The following is an 18517-nucleotide window of genomic DNA, read 5'->3' as shown; positions in this document are numbered from 1 at the left end:
ATTGGTCAACAAACCAACTAAGAATAGCACCTGTTTTTGGAATCTGGACCAATCATCATCGATAGTACTCTCAGTATCATACGTAGGAGCGTAACCTGAAAAAGAGGGGCGAGGGTTCGTATTCAGCTCCAGTAGTAGCAAATAAACCTATCATACTCAGAATATCAACTCATAAAAAGTATATTCTGATAAGGCGCAAACTCGGTAATGCTCGAAAACATTTTCACGAAGCAGAACCCTAATGAAGCCGTCAAAAACAAGTATTTATAAGCGCCTCTGAAAAAATTAAGGGAAAGAGCAATCAACAATGGAAAAAATCCACTCGAAAACATATCCAAACTCCGAGCCCCCATTGTCGGAACGTCAATAGTAATAGCGAACAAAAGTACGCCATAGACAAATACAACACCCACACAAAAAAGCTCTTTGCTCCTATAAAACACTCTATCCTTGAAAAGGATAAAGATAACAGATACAGAGGTGTAAATTAGGCCAGTCAAGGATATAAGACTAGCTTGTGCTTGGGCTTCACTAGCATAACCTGCAAGCTTCCTGGCCAAGGATTCTGAGACTATAGAAAAGTTCTCTGAAATAAAAACCACGAACGTCGAGAAGTCAAAAAACAAAGAAAAAATCAAAACTAAAAAAAATACCGGGAGAACAACTTTCTTCGATAACTTAAAAAAAAGGTAAAAAAAGTATAGAGGCAAAGAAACAATAGCATACGACTGAACACCGAAAGCCAAAAAGCAGACAAATACAAACGATAGAAAACTGCGATTTATCAGAGGAACTATGGTAAACAACAAAATTGCTGAAGCCAGTCCGTTCCTAAGCTGCCCCATATCCTTAACAAACCCGAACGCTATATAGGCTACAACGGCGACAATAAAATATGGAGTCCATTTCTGAAAAAAATAGAACTTGATTGAAATACTAAGTGTAGCTATAAAAAAGACAAAAAACTCGTAAGGAAATTCCAGAAACTTTGATAGTGAGCTTAAACTAGCCCATATGAACTCAGAACCTGTTACCCCCTTTCCCGTATTAAAGAATGGTACCGAAAAATCGGAAAAGCTTACTGAGTCGTATAGATGCTTGTAGCCAAAATAATCTATAGACCCATACTTAAACCCTGCTATAAATACTAAAAAAGCATAAAAATAAATAAAAAGAAGCCCACCACCTACACGAAATCCTTTTATAAAATTCAGTAATGATGAGAAGATCCCCGCCAACAATATTGCCCAATAAACCGCCATAACTTTGTATAATCCGTGGCTTTAAAGAGTACTCTAAATAAATTCCATTAGCATTCTGAATTCAAACAATAACTAGAACTAGTGCTCGGGGATATTCACACAAAGAAACTTCTTCTGATGTTCCTGTAGCCCAAGTTTTCTCTAGACCGATTAGTCAGCTATTAAACCACTCAGTTGATATCTGTTTAAACATCCGTGCAAAGCTCGTTGCTTTCGCGTAGCACTGGTGCAGCAAGCAGTTTGTATTCACCTTCGTGCCACGTTGGGATGGACAGCATTGGTCGCAAAAAAACACAACAGCACCTCCCCAATGTGCCGATGCTACTCGGCCCTAAATGTCCTGGTTGCCGGCTATCATTATCCCGAAGACGAAAAGGAAAAGTAGTCTCCGATGATCTTGTAGGTTGCGTCTTCATCCAAAAGCAAGGGATAGAATAGGTCGGTGCTAGCAAATATCTGCGATAATCATGTTAAGAGCCTTTACCGATGGAGCCAACACTATGGCAATTAGAGCTACTTAAATTTGACGATTGAGATAAGGATATATTTCGATTACTTCCTGACTTGATTGCCAATCCATGTCGCTATTTTCGCGCCTCTGGCTTGTCCAACAATGCCATTTCCCTTTTCATTATTGCAACTCAAAGCATCGTATTCAAAATAATTCATAATCAAGTTGGCAATCTGCGTTGAATCATAAGGATCTATAAAAAAAACTTTTTGATTCGTAAACTGTGATTTCATATCATCAATATCCGAGGTTATGACCGGCAACCCACAAGCCAACGCTTCAGTTACGGCATTACAGCTTCCCTCCGATAGAGTCGGTAAAACAAATATATCTGAAGCGTTAAGCCAAACAGGTAATTGACTATTTGATACTGGCCCTGCGTGCAAAACCTTTTCTCCCGTCGGCACCTGTTTGCCCCTACCCATAAATATGCCATAAACGTTATCCAGTTGATTCAAAGCTTTCAATAACCTCAAAGGCCCCTTTCTTTCAATAAAATGGCCAGTGAATGCAACTATCTTGGCATCGATTGGTAAGTTTAGAGTTCGTCTGCACTCAGCACGATCTAGCTTTTTGAATCTTTTCGGATCCGCTTCGTTAGGTGCTAACAATATTTTTTCCGGACTCGCGCCCAATGCTAATATTTCGTCCCTCAGCCTAGACGAAACGCATACAATCCCCGTCAATTCCTGAATAATCCATTTTGCTAGTTCCCGCCTTTCCTTTGTAAGTGATTGAAAGGAAATCGATTCCCCAATGTCACCGAAGGATGGCAAGTTATATTTCATTCCGGCTAGCGCTGCCGAATAGGCACCGGAAAACAGGAACTTACCGTAAAAAATCTCATGATCGATGTCGTTCATCAGCACCTTGTTAGCGGATTTTACGAAGCTGTTTTGAGAGATAGACGAAAGATCAAATGGGCCGAGCTTTTTATTTGAAAAAGTCAGATATTTTGGCCGATGTATTCTATTAATACCTTGTAGTGAAAGGCTTCTATCTTTTCTATACTTCAAGGATTTCAGGTGATTCACCAGTGATATTGGGGCAACAACCTTTACCGACAATTCACATTCGCACCACTGCCGAACCAGGTTTTCCACAAACGCTCCTCTCTCCGGAAGTCGATCTGACGGAAAACTTGGTGTGACTACGGTTATACTCTTTATCGAAATATCTGACAAAACTATGCCCACGTAAAATGAGATTTTTTTGGTGATGATAGGTTTATTAAAACACCTGCTGTACCGCCCCTAAAAGCTTGCTTTAGCAGTGTTTCAAGAACGGCAAAACATCAAAAAGGTTTCTCACACACTCATAAACCGAGTGATTGAGTAATTCAGTAATCAATCTATTAAGGAAAATTTACCGCTATCGCACGGAAGCGCGTCGGCTTGGATATACTAAGTGAGATAATGAGCGATGCTGTGATTGGTTGTTAAATTCACCGGAGGGAATCCTATTTCATGTAGAAAAACTGATATTGCTATTTTCGGCGCCGTCGATACCCATAGATCCCTAAATGAACAAGAACTTCATAGACGCCCAATAACGCCTGAAAAACCAGTGGAGAAAGCAATATACGTTGCGAGAAGCTTGAATACTTGTACAATTCCGATTTTTTCAGATTAACAATAAACTCCCAGTTCTTCGCCACCACGCCGCCTTTCAATAAACTCTGAATTTTTTCACAAAAGACAGGCGTAACCTCTTTCAACTCAAGATCATTAATCTGGACGAACCTTTCTATATCACAGACAAGGGTCTCATACGCCAGCAAATATTTAGTGAGGGGTTTATCAACATCGCTACGATTTATAGCATCCCGGTATATATTCACTAACACCTCTGATGTGCTCACTACATTAGACATCAGAGCAATTTTATACCAGAGATTCCAGTCTTCGTAAGTGTCAAGCGTTTCGCTAAAACAACAAGCCTTCAGCAACAAGTCACGCCTGACAACCGTTGAAGATGAGTTATTTATCGTCGCTTTCCGCTTCCTGCAGGCCCGGAAATATTCCCTACTGCTCAACTCCGTCAGACCATTTCCTACAATTTTTGTTCGCGTATTAGTCCTATCGATCAACGTAAAAGACGCTGTATACATTCCCGCTCTGGGGTACTTCTGAATCATTCCGTAAATATTACTCAGAAAGAGTGGTTCCCATTCATCATCTGCGTCAAGAAAAGCGATATATTTTGACTTTGATTTTTCTATTCCTAGGTTTCTAGCGGACGAAACCCCTCCGTTAGATTTCCTAAACGATTTCAGTCGATCATCTGAAAACTCTTCAAGCTCATGAAGTCCCTCATCGGTAGAACCATCATCAACGACAATCAGCTCAAAATCAGAATACTTCTGCCGCAAAACTGACCTAATACTTCTCTTTATATGAGGTTTTTTGTTGAAGAGGGGTATTACAACACTGAAAAAGGGGCCTTTTTCCATTATGAAACCTTAGAAACGTACACTTAAATCAGCAACTCAAATGACCACACCGTACTTCCACGAAGCCTTGTAAATACGAGAGTAGTCCAGAACATATCCATGGGTGTCAACTCGATTGGGGGAGTCCGGGAGAAAATCCAAATGTTTGTTTGGGAATATATTGAGAAAAGGCAGTCATCCGTTCCGTTCTCACCAGAATGGAGGCACAATAACGAGTGCTTTTTCAGCTATATTCATGTCAACCTTTTCATCTAGGCCTCAGTCAACAAGCATATGTTTATCTCGCTGCAATCTATTCACGCAATTTTCTGGGTACATTTTTACTCAATGACACTCGTCCTTTATCCATAAAATTGTACTTTTTATCATTGGTAGCATAAGTTTCTTTATAACCTAAAGCTTTGGCTAGGACTTTTACTTTAAAGTTACTCCCACCATAAGGATAGGATAACTTAGTTACCTTTTTCCCGAGTTCATGCTCAATTCTAGCCTTTGACTCTTTCAGTTCGAATATAATGGTGGAGAGATCTTGACTAGGCAAAAAAACATGAGAAACGCAATGAGAACCTATTTCTACTAATGGGTGTTTTGCAAGCTCTCGAAGGTCTTGCCAAGTCACAAAAATGTTTTCTACATACTCTTCTCTTCCACCACCATTTTCTAAAAAAAAGCTATCAATATGATTATTTCTTTCCCTTAACGACAAGTATTTTAATTGTTTATGCACCATCCCAAAGAATTCTTCCTTTACGCTAACATCTTCGAGAAGGAGCGATTTTCCTTCATAAGACAATGCACTATTTCTCTCTAGGAAGTTACTTAATTCAACTTCATAGGGATAAACACTTTTATCCAAAAACCCTGTGGTTATAAAAAAAATCAGCTTTACATTATATTTCTCAAGTAGCGGCAATAAATTTTTAACACTTTTATAACCGTCGTCCGCAGTCAACAAAACGTTACGATTGTTTTTCAGGCATTTCTCGACTGAAAATACCGTATCGATATTTTTTTTGTTTGCCGCGAGCCTATTTCCTACTGAATACGGAATATCGTGTAAGTAAACTATCAACTTAATCTACCCTAAAGTACAAAACAACTGGCCTTTCACCATACGTTATTTCAGTTAGAGATATTTCTTTCAAATAATTATCTTTTTCTTCTCTATAATCTTCTACAAGATAAACATTGTAATCTGGAGTCCATCGCATAAGCAATTTGGCGACACTCTCAACGTCCACCTTAGCTTCTCTCAATTGTTTAGGATGTATCTCAAGCAACAATTTAGGTTTACATCTTTTTATTGTTTCTTCTAAACCAACTAAAGCGAGGCGCTCTGCACCTTCCACATCAAGCTTTATAAAGTCAGGAGCTATACTTAACCTTCTACAATATGAATCTATTGAGATAGTCTGAGATATAGTCTTTGTGTTCGAGTTATTCTCATAAAGTATAGAGTTTGTCGTAGGATTTCCATCTATATGCGGAATAAAACTTAAAAGATCACCATCTTTATCTGACACTGCGCACTGTATAAAATATACTGAACACTCATAACTATTTAATTTTAACGAACTCTGAGCTAAGGGAATCAACACTGGGTCTAACTCGAAGGCATGAACCGCACCTCTGCTATCCAGAAGCTGTGAGCTTAGAACGGTAAAATAACCTTGATTGGCTCCAATATCAAAAACCACGTAATCTTTCTCGATTTCATCGCAAAACAAACGAGATATACATGGTTCATGTGGGCGCCCTCCAAAATACCTTGGATAGAACCAATTTTTAGATATATAGTGCCTCGTATCAAAGTTCACTTGTATTTCATTGACACTAATACGAAGATGATTTTTAAACTTGGTCGCTAAATTAATAAGTTTACGTTTCATATTTAATTTTCCATTTTGATAAATCCCTGCCCGTGATCTCCTCAAGTTGGCAGACATCATCATAAAACACATCCACTAGATTATTTCTTACCGGGACACTCACATCCTCCAGGCTCTCTATTCTCCTTGAAGATAACTTATCCTTCGTTCGAAGGATAAGATTAATTAATGGCAGAGCTTTTGACCACGTTTCAATTTTTCGCTGGCTTCGGGATTTAAATCGACCCGCAGCATTTACTTTCTTATGCAATATGTCTGGCGTGTAATCTTTGCTTATTTCGGTAAACTCACAAATTTCTTCAAAAAACTTCTCAGGTTCATCTCTGAGCTGTTCCAAAAATAGTATTTTTATTTGCTCTTTTGGAAAAAACTCTAAGAACCGACGATAATGCATCGCATACATTCCTGGCTCAATCCAGTTCTCAAAAAGATCATAATTTTCAAATAGTTCATCAAACTTAAAGTTGAATCTATCTTTTTTCTTCTCATGCCAATAATGGGAAAATGCTCGCTCAACAGGGTTTCGTGCGGTAAGCACTATCTTAGCATCTGGATTATACTTACTTATTCTCTCAGGCGCGCACTTGCTTCTTATGTATGTGTAAGTAGGATCAAATCTTATTTTCTCTTCGTCGTTCTTAAAAAAACCTTCATACCAAGCTTCACCTTTATGGTAATTAATATCAAAAAAATGAATTGTATCGGTTGCCGGGGCATTTATATCGGGATGATGCTTCAAAGCTTGATAAATCCAAGTCGTCGCACTTTTTTGAGGTCCGACATGGAATATACTCGTTTTTTTACTCAAAGGCGACTCCAAGTATTGACAGGTTAATGAGAGCACAAACAAAATAGTATGCAGAACCCGTGAACTTTATATTTTCTTTCTTAATTATATAAGCTTGCAAAGTTATATTTAAAATCAACACTGAGATAAGGGTTCCTAATGCTGCACCCAAAACTCCCAACTTGGGAATAAAAATTATATTTAGCAAAACCATTAGCGCCAAGGATGCAATAGTGCTAAGTAAAGTGAAGGACGCATGGCCCTGCAACATCAAAAACCTACCGTTCGGCCCAAACGCGTTCTGATTCAAAAATGCTAAGCCCAAAATCAACAAGAGAGGATAACTTTCTCTATAGTCTCCGAACATTGACAAAATTTGCTCCCCAAAGATCAAGAAAATTGATAGTATAAAAATCGCTATCGTCGAGGAGAAAAACTTGTTGTAGTTGTACTCTTTTACAATTTCAGTTGTTTCCTTATTGCTTAGTGCATACTTGAGCCTTGGAGCAAGTAGCGGACTTAACAAGTTGTTTCCTAGTGATATTACGAATGCTAATTTGGCGGCTACAGCGTATTCCGCCACAAATGCGGTGGAGAGGAAAGCCCCCACCATGATTAAATCAAGTTTTTCCAACCCCTGGTGCAGGACCTTGGTGAACATCAATTTAATTGCGTATATTACATCGTCCCGGGTCGCTTTGCTGGGTTCTTCGCCCGTCGGGCCTGACACCCTGGTGTGAACAATAAAATATTGCACCAAGGAGAGTGCTGTAGGGATTATTATATATGAAAAAAAATAGGCTATTGAATCCTTATTAAGAACAAAAAGAGATAGCAAAATTAAAATCTTAAGCCCACTATTTGTCAATTGTATTTTAATCGTGGTGTCAGAAAACTTATTAGCCTGAAAGAATGCGCCATACATAGTGGTAGCAACAACCCCAAAAGTATTGACACTAAACAGGGAAATCCAAAACCATTCGTTGTCGAGTTCTTTGTGTACAAATAAATGCCAACACGCAATAAAAACAAGTTCAGCTAAAGCGACGGCCAAGAAGCTGTACTTATGCGTGAACGCTAGTAGGCTTTTACCGTAAAGTTTCGTTTTTGACTCGCTATGGCTAGAAAGCTTAAAAAGTATTGTTTTGTCGAACCCTAAAGTGGCCAATATTGCGATATAGGCAAAAATGGATTGGAAGAACACCATCTCACCATAGGTTTCTTTTCCAAAGAGTCTATTTATCAGTGAAACACTTAAAAATCCGGCAAACATTGTGATTGCCTGGTTTGCCAAGCTCCAGTAAATCACGCTCTTGTAATTTTTAAACATAGTTTCCTTAACGGAGCTGGAATTAAGGTAGCCACCTTTGCGCTTTTCCAAAGTCTCTATAAACCCCGAGGCGTCATGCAGGGAATCGAAAGTGCCGAGTCCAACCAAGCGAAGCCCCGACCCAGCAATTCAACATTTAAGCCGCCCTGCTCCAGATAGGCTTGGTTGATGCTCGTAATTTCCAGTTCGCCACGGTCTGAGGGTTTTACCTGCTTGGTAAATTTGACTACGTGGTTATAGTAGAAATACAAACCTGTTACGGCTTAGTCTGATTTTGGGCTAGCTGATTTTTCTTCGATGAAGATGGCGCAATCGTTGTCGTCGAACTCTACTGCACCAAAACGTTCTAGGTCGGTGACTTGGTAGCAGAATGCGGTTGCGCCTTTTCCCGTTTCGCAGGGGCTTGCAGCCTATTGATGTGACCCTGGCCGTGGTAGATGTGTAGCCCACTACCAGGCATACGCTGTCGTTGCCTAAGAATTCTTCGCCAATAATGAAGGCCAGGGCAAGGCCGTACGTGCCTGGCTGGCTGCGTTGCGGAAGTTAGATTGATGCCCCATTCGAGGCCATCATTGAACAGCCGCCGGTTACGAGTAGTTTCATGTTTTATCGAGTATCGGTGTTTGGTTTTGACCTGAAAATTCAGCCTCGCCCAGGACTTTCAGCTTTTCTTTCAGGGCTTGCCTAGCGTGTTGTTCTCGATGAACCAGGCGGATATCTTTTGGCTTTTCCTTCATTTCCGTCACAAACTCCACCAACCCACACTGGTCAGCATGCGCCGAGTAACCACCAATCATTTCCGCTCTGGCACGGATGGCGAGCTTTTTGTCATCCAGCCACACATAGCCGTTGTCTGAACCGTAACGTTGTATGTCTCGGCCGGGGGTGCCTTCGGCCCAGTAGGGCTGTAGCTCGCGGTAGGCGGCGGTGAATTTAGCCGCCAGGGGCGAATCGAGTATTTACTAGCCCCGTTTTTTCATTGCCTGACGCACCTGGCTGCCAAACTCAGCCACAAACGCCGCGAAGATACCCAGCATGAGGCCGAGAACGATGCCCAGGGCCAGAATTAGCTTCATTGAAGGCCCGCTATCGGTATTGTCGGATTTGCTGGCCAGTGATAGCACCTCTGCCGGTTCCCCTGTGGCGGCTTTCTGCTGCAGCTCGGTGCGGGTTTCTATGGCCTGGGCAGCCACCAGGCTTTCCGGGGAGCGGGATTCGAGAATGGCGTTCATGGCCTGAATCTGCTGCTCCAGCAGATTCGTCCGCTGGGCCAGACGTTCATTCTGGGCGTTTATAATAAGGCCGGCGAGCAGCCTATGTGCCTCACGAACGCTCTCTTCCGAAAGATTTGTGCCAGGGGAGATCAGCCTGATCAGTTGCGTGTCTTCGACGGCTTCAGCACGGATGGTGCCAGGCCAACCATCTTGCTCCTGGTTGAACTGCTCACGGGCAATGGGCAGCCAGTGGGAGTTTATCTTCGCCAGCAGTGTTGGCACCCGGCCATCAACCCTCATCTGGTTATCACCCGTGGGCTCAGAATCACCCAGAACCGGCAATACGGAGAGCTGTAGGGTCGTGGTGTATTGAGAGGTCTCCTCGTGTCCTCGCAGCAGCACAAAAGCCAATGCTGCGACCATCACCAGTACAAATACGGCGTAAAACACCCGCCTGTGGCGAATAAAGGTGGTCGCGAGGTCTACCAAGCTGATTTCATCATCGTAATACGGATGTGGTGGCTGCTGCTTTTGGTCCGTCATCAAAGCTCCTGATCGCCCTTTACTCACGCTACCGCCCCACCGACCCGTTCACAGTGCTTTCTGGCGCTTGCGCGAATTGTGTTGATAGGCCGTGTCTAAGACAGCCATTGAAAATTATGGCGCAATTCTACGGGATGCGCCTGTTTGGGCAAGGGGGCCGATGAAGAAAGGCAGGGGTTTGTGTATGTTTTGGTAACGGGTGAGACTGATTACGTTTTAAGGGTGGAAACAGGTACGCTAACCTGCTGTTGCTTCTGCATAAAGCTGATGAGCACGATGGCGCGCTCCTCGCCATCGTAGGCCTGGAAAATGGCACTGATCCCTTTGAAGGGGCCATTTTCCAGCTCCACCGCCTGCCCCTTACGGATGTCGCCCAGCTCTGACACTTTGTCCATGCCAGCCTTGATCTGCTCAATCACCGCATCTTCAATGGGCGCGGGCTTTCCAGCAAAGTGGACCACCCGCAACACGCCGTAGGTGGAGCGCAGCTTGGCCCACACGGCGTTGGTTTGCTCAAGATTAATAAAAATGTAACCGGGGAACAGAGGCTCCAGCTTTTTAACGCGCTTGCCGCCCCTTACTTTTTCCACCTGGATTTTCGGATAGAAGCAGGGTACGTCCTGATTCTGGAGGTTGTGCAGGGCCCGGTCGCCCTGCGCGGGTTTGTGTTGCAGTACGTACCAGGTCATTCCTTAAAAATACCAGTTACCGGCGGCAATGAAATTCGGGTTCAGAACATCTTCCTTGCCATACAGCAAAGGGTGGCCGTCTGTGGACTGCACCTTTCCGCCAGCTGCCAGCAACACCGCATGGGCTGCGGCGGTGTCCCACTCGCTGGTCGGCCCCATGCGGGGGTAAATGTCGGCATGGCCTTCGGCAATGCGGCAGAATTTAAGGGAACTGCCGGCCTGGACGGTTTCATGGGCACCAAGAGCGTCTATAAATGCTTTGGTTTCGGCATTCAAATGGTTCTTGCTGGCCACCACCCGCAGCGTTTCCTTGGGCTCCGCCACGCGGATCTGGTGGGTTCGGCCGGTACGGTCTCGTTTGAACGCACCTTCACCAGATGCACCCCAGTAGGCTTCCTTCAGCGCGGGCGCAGTCACCACACCCAGAACCGGCTCACCCTCTTCAATCAGCGCAATGTTCACCGTGAACTCCCCGCTGCGCTGTGTGAAGTCCCGTGTGCCGTCAATGGGATCAATCAGCCAGAACCGATGCCAGTGCTGGCGTTCCTCCCAGGGAGCCGCCGCGCTTTCCTCGGACAGAATGGGGATGTCACGGCTTATCCTGCGCAAACCGTGAACAATCACCTCATGGCTGGCAACGTCAGCCGCAGTAATAGGACTTTTATCGTCCTTGTAGTTCACCTTGAAGTCAGACTGGTAGATGTGGAGAACCTTTTCACTGGCCTCATCCGCCACCTTGATCACGTCCGGAAGTATGGAGCTGTAGTGCATGTCTGCGCCCTTTGTCAGTTGAGCCCGGTATGGTACTAAATCTCCACTTCTTCAAACAGTTCCGGCACTTCGGCATGCCACCCCAGGCGCTCCTCAATGCGCTTGCGCATGGTGTCACTGGCGACGGGTTCACCATGGGTCACATACACCTGCGCAGGCTTCAGACTGCCCTGCTTCAGCCACGCCAGGATCTCATTGAAATCCCCATGGGCAGACATGGAATCCAGATTGTGAATCTCGGCTTTTACCGGCCAGTACTCGCCGTGGATCTTCACCTTGTCAGCACCATTCACCAGCGCATCGCCCCGGGTGCCGGGCGCCTGGAAACCTGCAAACACGATACTGTTGCGGGGGTTGGGTAGCAGGGCCTTCAGGTGGTGCAGCACCCGGCCGCCAGATGCCATGCCACTGGCAGAGACAATAATGCAGGGATAACGCACCATGCCGAGTTCGATGGATTCATCCACGGTGCGGACAAACTTGGTGCTGTTGTCGATCATTTCACACTGGCTGTTGTTGAGCCTGTGCTCCTTATGATGTCGGCAGAATATCTCGGTTGCCTTGATAGCCATCGGGCTGTTCAGGAATACCGGCAGTTTGGGTATCCGGCCGGCCTTCATCAGTTTGTGGATCACATAAAGCAGCATCTGCGCCCGGCCAACCGCAAACGCGGGCATCAGCACAATACCGCCCCGGCCCGCGGTTTCCGTGATGATTTTTTCGAGTTCGCCTTCCGGGTCGCTTTCGCCGTGTTCCCGGTCCCCATAGGTGGACTCGCACACCAGTACATCCGCTTTGGCAATCGGCTCCGGGGGCCGCATGATGATGTCGTCCTGACGCCCCACGTCGCCGCTGAATACAACCGTTCGGCCAGAACTCTGATGGGCTACATGCACGCAGGCTGAGCCCAGGATATGCCCCGCCGGCGTAAACTCGACTTCAAAGCCTTTTACCGGCTCGAAGGTTTCGTGGTAATGCAGGGACTCAAAATGCTTGAGGGCTTCCCAGGCGTCCTTTTCGGTGAAAAGAGGTTCGGGATGCTCATGCTTGGAGAATTTCTTCCGGTGCGCGTATTTGGCGTCCTCTTCCTGCAGAAAACCGGCGTCCGGTAGCAGTACCTTGCACAGCTCGTGGGTAGCCTTGGTGCAGTATATTTTCCCTTTGAAACCGTTTTTGACCAGTGCCGGCAGGTAACCGGAGTGGTCGATATGGGCGTGAGTCAGAACCACCGCATTGATGGTGGATGGGTCCACCGGGAACGCAGCCCAGTTGCGCCGGCGAAGCGTCTTGACCCCCTGATACATACCACAGTCCACCAGAAGCCGGTGTTTGTCATCAGATAGCAGGTAACGTGAGCCGGTAACCGTGCCGGTACCACCAAGGAAGCGAAGTTTCATGTAAAATCCTTGTCCGGAATGTGTTATTTCAGCATACCGCAAAACCGCCGGTGAGTTCAGAGAAGGAACCGGCGCTTTTTTGACCTTTGGCAAGATCCGGATAGCGTGTGCCGTTTAGGCTTTAATCTTCGGTGTGGCAGCGGCTTAGGGCTCAGGGAATCATGAAAAAACATCTTGTACTGGCACTGGGATTAATGGTCTCACCCATCGCGTTTGCACAATCCGCCTACGATGCGCTGGAACGTGTTAAAACCATCATGGATGACGACCAGCTTCGCCAGGAAAGCTACGAATCCGGCCATGAGCGGATCCGCTTTTGCGGCTACTGCCATGGTGAGGATGGCAACAGTGTGCGGGACTACATTCCGAACCTCGCCGACCAGCACCCGCTGTATCTTTTCAATCAGTTCGAGAAATTCGGCGATGGCCGGCGGGACCACTACGTGATGACCAAGCTGGCGCAGACGCTGTCACTGGAAGAACGCATTGATATCGCCGTCTACTACAGCCAGCAGGAAGCCAAATCCCGCACTCCGGACAGCCCTTCACTGGCTGCCGAGGGCGAAGTGATCTTCAAGCGCTACTGCACCGCCTGCCACGGCGAGGAAGGTGGCGGCTTCAAGGACATGCCGCGACTGGCGGGGCAACCGGCGGAATACCTGGAAAGCCGGCTGGTTCGCTTCAAGAAAATGGAACCGGGTGACGATACTACGCCGATGATTGGGATTACCGACGCGTTGTCTGAGGAAGACTTCGAGCGGTTGGCGGAATATCTGCAAACGTTGTAACCGATGACATTAAAGGCTCTGTAGGCCCGCACTTTCGCGTCAGATCACTGTGCAGTGCTTAGGTGCATAGTTTGCCTGCCAGCCTGAAGCACCGGAAGGTTCAATCACGCAGGACCAGCTACCGCTGGCTGACCGCTCGTAACGAACAATTACTCCTGACAACCCAGCCTGTATAGTGCCGCCCATGGTCACTTCAATGTGACCCGATCCGTCAGGATTGAGGGTCGCGATCTGTGTGGTCATGGTGCCGGAAGTAAGCTCTGACGGGGTGTAGCCTAGTGACTCATTATCAACCGAAATTCCATTTCCCAAAACTGTTTCAAACGCGGACCGGTACGCCCCCAGTTCGCCAACAACCCGTTTTACTTCAGTTTTTGAAATTGCGCTTTTATATGCGGGGATCGAAAGCATAGCGAGTATGCCGATAAGTCCAATCACAAGAAGTATCTCAATCAATGTAAAACCGCGATTTTCGTTTAGCATCTTTCTGTTTGACCTATCTAGCCAGAGTAATAACAATGCAAACGAAGCAAGATCTACACCACCCTTCCTGAGCAATACCAGTATTTTCTTGCCATTCACCCACGTGGGTAACTACCATGAAGCCAAAACCGTGGTTTTGCCCCCTCCCTCAATTCCTCATAATAATATCTTTGGTCTGCACGCATCGTACCGTAATAGGAATAGACCTCCCACCACCACATAAAGATGAATATAGACATAACCCCTGCCAGAAAAACACCCAGCAACCTTTTCGACCGCCAAAGCGCTCGAGGATAGACCGGCTTTGGAAACTCAGGCGAAGCGGGTGTAACCAGTGCCCAGAAACCAATCAAAACAAAAAAACCAACCAGCATTGATCCCGGCGCCATAAAAACCGCCGACACACCGGCATGAAACAATGCAGCTGAGACTGATGCAGTGAACCCAACCAGAAGAGCCTGCCCCTCAGAATCGCCGGACGAAAGCAGACTGGCTCGACTCAGCCAAAAAAAACGAATCACACTCAAAACCAGGGCCAACATGAGCAGAATCATGATCCAGCCATATTCTGCTGCCCACATCAAATACATATTATGTGGGTGCCCAAATTTTGGGCCGTTTTCATAGGCACTGGTAATCGGATCATGAGCAATCCAAGCTTGAGGCCCCATTCCAAAAGGAAAATTTTCCATACTCATTTTCCAGGCTTCAGAAAACAAAGTAATACGTCCACTGCTTTTTAGCTTCATCTCATCCAAATTCAAATTACCGGCCCCATCAAAAAAAACAAACGGGATCAGTAAAGAAAGAACAACCCAGATCACACCCCCTGACAAGAAAATCGCGAACATAGCTTTCAACCAAGGAATACTTGACCTGCCAAAAAGCAAAAACACCAGAAACATGCTAAAAACAATTCCAAGGATTGATCCTCTTGCGGCAGAAATGATCAAAATCCACCACCAAAATCCACATCCCAAAATTACAAAAGCCTTCCAGAGCGCAGACTGCCTCAAGGGGCCAATCAAAAGTGAGAGTGGCACTATAGGCAAACACCAGGTCGCGACATGACTCCAGTACCTTATGTTAACGAAGCCCCACGGGATGTAATCCACAAGATCAGAAACACCATCAAATGTCGCAAACAAATAGATATTTATTGAAGCGAGCCCGTAAAAAGCGCATAGCATAGACAAACCGGAGATATAGAGCACGCAATAAGACTTAACTTGCCCCCTAGCAGATAGAGCTGCCCCGGTGATACAGGCCCCGAAGAAGAATAGCGCATACATGCCAGGCTCTACCCATGAATGTTGCTGCATTCGGAACGGATAAGAGGCAATGAGAAAGCCGAGGCTCATCACCGAAACTGGGCCAAGAATATAAGCAGTTCTGAGATAGCTCGAATGGGAAAAAGACAAGAGCACCAAGAGAAAACCAGCAGAAAATGCGCCTATGACAAAAACCAGGAAAAATCGCTGGGCCTCGTAGTTTGCCAGCCCTCCTCCTAAAAGGTCAGAAAATAGGACCTGCACGAGACCAACAAGAGCAATGAAACCAACAGCGGCATTTTCTAGGCGCAGACCTGAACGCATGGAAAATTCCTCAGCGAGGACCTTCATTATCAAAACCAAAGGGAACAAATGCACAAACAGAGTCTGAAGGACAGAATATGGATAAAACCAAGCCACGGACTAAGCAAAAAAGCCAACCAATATAAATTAGCCCTTCATCTATTCGGTCGAGTGAAAACAAAAAACCCGGAAACAGTACCTGCTTCCGGGTTTATACATGTCAACTCAAGACCAAATTAGGACTTGGTGCATCCGCTGGGCAGGTATTTCTGCTCCATATCAGAATCAGTAGTTATACATTGCCACGTAGACTCACCAGTTGTCGCATCAACTGTCCTTTTGAGCCGGATAGTGTTGCCAGACAATGCAGAAGCAACATCAGAAGTTTTGAATGTTGCTACGATATCGCCATCTTCATTAGACGGGTTCGCAATAGCCAAGGTATCAACGTAAGTACCACTGTCTCGAACCCCGAGATCGCTAAGTTGTTGCCCGGAAGTCGTGCCATCAGGAAACGCACCGTTTACTAAAATGTACTCTTCGATCGGAGTTTTCGCACCACCCAGGAGGTTAACTGCCTCGGCAGCCTGGGAGCGTGCGATGTAATCCTGATACTGCGGAATGGCAATCGCAGCCAGGATGCCGATGATCGCCACAACGATCATCAGTTCGATCAGGGTGAAACCCTTCTGACCGTGATTCATCTGAATATCCTTCATAATATCGACCTCTGACATTGTCGTTTTCCAGTTTACGGCCCCGGCCGCCGGAGCTTTTCCCTGTAGCCGCATTGGGCGTCGTCTACGGTGAAGCAGTCACCGTGCCAATTGCAAATTCCTGTTAAAAACCATGCGCGTTTCATGAACTTAAAGCACCCCGTGACACCTATCACACTCTTTTTACGGTACATTTCTGGCCTCAGAGGGTCCATGAGTGACATTTTTTGTCACCTTCACCTCGCCCATTTCGACAGGCCCTCAACGGCGACACACTTTTGAGAAACGTCAAGGCTGTGACCCAGGCGGCTTTCCAAACCTTGCCGGGACATCTAAACTCTGTTTCATAAACCGGGTTTCAGCGACTTATAAAACTTTCCTCAGAGACTTTATGGCGAGCAACACTCACAATGTGACGCTGACGGGCCTGGCCCGTCGATTTGTGGATGACGGGCTACTGGACGAAGACACCGCCAGGGATGCATTCGTCAAAGCCTCCCAGAATCGCATCCCCCTGATCACGTACCTTACCCAGAACCAGCTTGCCGACAGCGCCAAAATGGCTTTTTCGGCCGCCATGGAGTTTGGCGTTTCCTTTCTGGACCTGGACGCCTTCATGCCGGAGATGCTCCCGGAAAAGGCGGTCGATGAAAAGCTCGTTCGAAAACACAACGCCCTGCCCCTTTACCGCCGGGGTAACCGGCTGTTTATTGCGGTATCAGACCCTACCAATATCCAGGCCCTTGATGAGATCAAGTTCAACACCGGCCTGAGCACCGATGCCATTCTGGTTGATGATACAAAGCTGAAGAGCGCCATTGATCGGTACCTGGAATCCCAGGACACCACCATGGGTGACCTGGACGACGCCGATCTGGAAGATGTCGAAACCGAAGGCGGCGAGCAGGAAACTGACGATGCGGTTGTCACACCCACGGAAGCTGACGATGCTCCGATCGTTAAATATGTGAACAAGATGCTGCTGGATGCCATTCGTACCGGTGCGTCAGACATCCACTTCGAACCCTATGAAAAGGTCTACCGGGTGCGCTACCGCACAGACGGTGTACTCAAGGAGATCTCCCGCCCGAACATCAAGCTCGCCCCGAAGATCGCTGCTCGCGTCAAGATCATGTCCCAACTGGATATTTCCGAACGGCGGGTACCCCAGGACGGCCGGATCAAGATGAAGCTGTCCAAGACCAAGGCCATTGATTTCCGGGTTAACACGCTGCCCACGCTCTGGGGCGAGAAAATCGTTCTGCGGATACTGGATCCCACCCAGGCGCAGATGGGTATCGATGTTCTGGGCTATGAGGAAGACCAGAAAGAACTGTACCTGGAAGCACTCGCCCAGCCCCAGGGGATGATTCTTGTAACCGGGCCGACCGGCTCTGGTAAGACCGTATCACTCTATACCGGCCTGAATATTCTCAATACCGCCGAGGTGAATATTTCCACGGCGGAGGACCCGGCTGAGATCAACCTGGAAGGCATCAACCAGGTCAACGTGAATAACAAGGTGGGCCTGGGCTTCGCGGAAGCACTGCGCGCCTTCCTGCGCCAGGACCCGGACGTGATCATGGTAGGCGAGATCCGGGACCTGGAAACGGCCAATATCGCCATCAAGGCTGCCCAGACCGGGCACCTGGTGCTCTCCACGCTGCACACCAACAGCGCGGCGGAAACCCTGACCCGGATGATGAACATGGGGGTTCCCGCGTTCAACATTGCCACCTCGGTCAGCCTGATTATTGCCCAGCGACTGGGCCGGCGCCTGTGCAAGAGTTGCAAGGAGCCACTGGATGCGCCCAGGGAAACACTTTTGAAGGAAGGGTTCACAGAAGAACAGATTGATACAGGCTTCACGTTGTACCAGCCCAAGGGCTGTGATAAATGCAATGGGGGTTACAAAGGCCGCGTGGGCATCTACGAGGTTGTGAAGGTGACCAGTGAGCTGGCGAACATGATTATGGAAGAGGCCAGTTCCATCCAGATTGCAAAGCAGGCTCAGGCGGAAGGTTTCCGCACCCTACGGCAGTCCGCACTCCGGAAGGTGATGGAGGGCGTAACCAGCCTTGAGGAAGCCAACCGTGTGACGAAGGATTAGG

Annotated in this window: 18 protein-coding genes; 2 read left to right on the top strand and 16 right to left on the bottom strand. The window is 46.8% G+C overall.

Translation table 11 applies throughout. The features are described 5' to 3' along the window. Positions 1-164: 164 nt before the first annotated feature. From HNR38_RS15055 to HNR38_RS14995, 13 genes are all read right to left on the bottom strand, one after another. Entirely contained in the window at positions 165-1262 is a 1098-nt protein-coding gene (locus HNR38_RS15055; RefSeq protein ID WP_183705788.1) for an EpsG family protein, read from the bottom strand. Positions 1263-1814: 552 nt separating this feature from the next. Further along, complete coding sequence (locus HNR38_RS15050; RefSeq protein WP_183705786.1) at positions 1815-2876, bottom strand: glycosyltransferase; 1062 nt, start codon at positions 2874-2876, stop codon at positions 1815-1817. 383 nt (positions 2877-3259) lie between these two features. Beyond that, a complete protein-coding gene (locus tag HNR38_RS15045) occupies positions 3260-4225 on the bottom strand; it encodes a glycosyltransferase family 2 protein (protein ID WP_183705784.1) in 966 nt (321 codons plus the stop codon). 292 nt (positions 4226-4517) lie between these two features. Beyond that, a complete protein-coding gene (locus HNR38_RS15040) occupies positions 4518-5297 on the bottom strand; it encodes a polysaccharide deacetylase family protein (protein ID WP_183705782.1) in 780 nt (259 codons plus the stop codon). A 1-nt stretch (position 5298) separates the two neighbouring features. Continuing rightward, on the bottom strand, positions 5299-6177 hold the full coding sequence (locus HNR38_RS15035; RefSeq protein WP_183705780.1) for an FkbM family methyltransferase: 879 nt from the start codon (positions 6175-6177) through the stop codon (positions 5299-5301). Beyond that, on the bottom strand, positions 6104-6922 hold the full coding sequence (locus HNR38_RS15030; RefSeq protein WP_183705778.1) for a sulfotransferase family protein: 819 nt from the start codon (positions 6920-6922) through the stop codon (positions 6104-6106). Before HNR38_RS15030 ends, HNR38_RS15035 begins: the two co-directional genes overlap by 74 nt. Then, a complete protein-coding gene (locus tag HNR38_RS17430; RefSeq protein WP_379919281.1) occupies positions 6915-8339 on the bottom strand; it encodes an oligosaccharide flippase family protein in 1425 nt (474 codons plus the stop codon). The genes HNR38_RS15030 and HNR38_RS17430 overlap by 8 nt, the downstream gene beginning before the upstream one ends. Beyond that, the gene (locus HNR38_RS17630; protein ID WP_379919280.1) at positions 8288-8482 is read right to left on the bottom strand and encodes a sugar phosphate nucleotidyltransferase; all 195 of its coding nucleotides are present in this window, start codon (positions 8480-8482) and stop codon (positions 8288-8290) included. The genes HNR38_RS17430 and HNR38_RS17630 overlap by 52 nt, the downstream gene beginning before the upstream one ends. A gap of 348 nt (positions 8483-8830) precedes the next feature. Further along, the gene (locus HNR38_RS15015; RefSeq protein ID WP_183705776.1) at positions 8831-9073 is read right to left on the bottom strand and encodes an MBL fold metallo-hydrolase RNA specificity domain-containing protein; all 243 of its coding nucleotides are present in this window, start codon (positions 9071-9073) and stop codon (positions 8831-8833) included. A gap of 120 nt (positions 9074-9193) precedes the next feature. After that, a complete protein-coding gene (locus tag HNR38_RS15010; RefSeq protein ID WP_183705773.1) occupies positions 9194-9988 on the bottom strand; it encodes a YveK family protein in 795 nt (264 codons plus the stop codon). 209 nt (positions 9989-10197) lie between these two features. Next, on the bottom strand, positions 10198-10677 hold the full coding sequence (gene rfaH, locus HNR38_RS15005) for a transcription/translation regulatory transformer protein RfaH (protein ID WP_183705771.1): 480 nt from the start codon (positions 10675-10677) through the stop codon (positions 10198-10200). Positions 10678-10680: 3 nt separating this feature from the next. Next, positions 10681-11448 carry a 3'(2'),5'-bisphosphate nucleotidase CysQ gene (gene cysQ, locus HNR38_RS15000; protein ID WP_183705767.1) on the bottom strand — a complete coding sequence of 256 codons (768 nt, stop codon included), beginning with the start codon at positions 11446-11448 and terminating at the stop codon, positions 10681-10683. A gap of 35 nt (positions 11449-11483) precedes the next feature. Continuing rightward, positions 11484-12845 (bottom strand): MBL fold metallo-hydrolase RNA specificity domain-containing protein, encoded by a 1362-nt coding sequence (locus HNR38_RS14995; protein WP_183705765.1) that lies wholly within the window; start codon positions 12843-12845, stop codon positions 11484-11486. A gap of 161 nt (positions 12846-13006) precedes the next feature. Here HNR38_RS14995 and HNR38_RS14990 point away from each other — a divergent pair, with 161 nt between their 5' ends. Further along, positions 13007-13633: a c-type cytochrome gene (locus HNR38_RS14990; protein ID WP_183705763.1), complete on the top strand. Its 627-nt coding sequence runs from the start codon at positions 13007-13009 to the stop codon at positions 13631-13633. A 39-nt stretch (positions 13634-13672) separates the two neighbouring features. On the opposite strand, the gene HNR38_RS14985 is transcribed toward HNR38_RS14990, so the two are convergent. From HNR38_RS14985 to HNR38_RS14975, 3 genes are all read right to left on the bottom strand, one after another. Next, positions 13673-14215 (bottom strand): pilin, encoded by a 543-nt coding sequence (locus tag HNR38_RS14985; RefSeq protein ID WP_343068342.1) that lies wholly within the window; start codon positions 14213-14215, stop codon positions 13673-13675. Further along, positions 14212-15711, bottom strand: coding sequence for an O-antigen ligase family protein (locus tag HNR38_RS14980; RefSeq protein WP_183705761.1), 1500 nt, complete (start codon positions 15709-15711; stop codon positions 14212-14214). Before HNR38_RS14980 ends, HNR38_RS14985 begins: the two co-directional genes overlap by 4 nt. A 215-nt stretch (positions 15712-15926) precedes the next feature. Further along, a complete protein-coding gene (locus HNR38_RS14975; RefSeq protein WP_183706033.1) occupies positions 15927-16394 on the bottom strand; it encodes a pilin in 468 nt (155 codons plus the stop codon). Positions 16395-16797: 403 nt separating this feature from the next. On the opposite strand from HNR38_RS14975, the gene pilB reads away from it, so the two are divergent. After that, a complete protein-coding gene (gene pilB / locus HNR38_RS14970; RefSeq protein ID WP_183705759.1) occupies positions 16798-18516 on the top strand; it encodes a type IV-A pilus assembly ATPase PilB in 1719 nt (572 codons plus the stop codon). Position 18517 lies beyond the last annotated feature (1 nt).

This window comes from Marinobacter oulmenensis (genome assembly GCF_014201735.1).
Classification (GTDB): Bacteria; Pseudomonadota; Gammaproteobacteria; order Pseudomonadales; family Oleiphilaceae; genus Marinobacter; species Marinobacter oulmenensis.
Note: the sequence above shows the minus strand (reverse complement) of the source record. Positions and strands in the feature narration are given on the sequence as shown.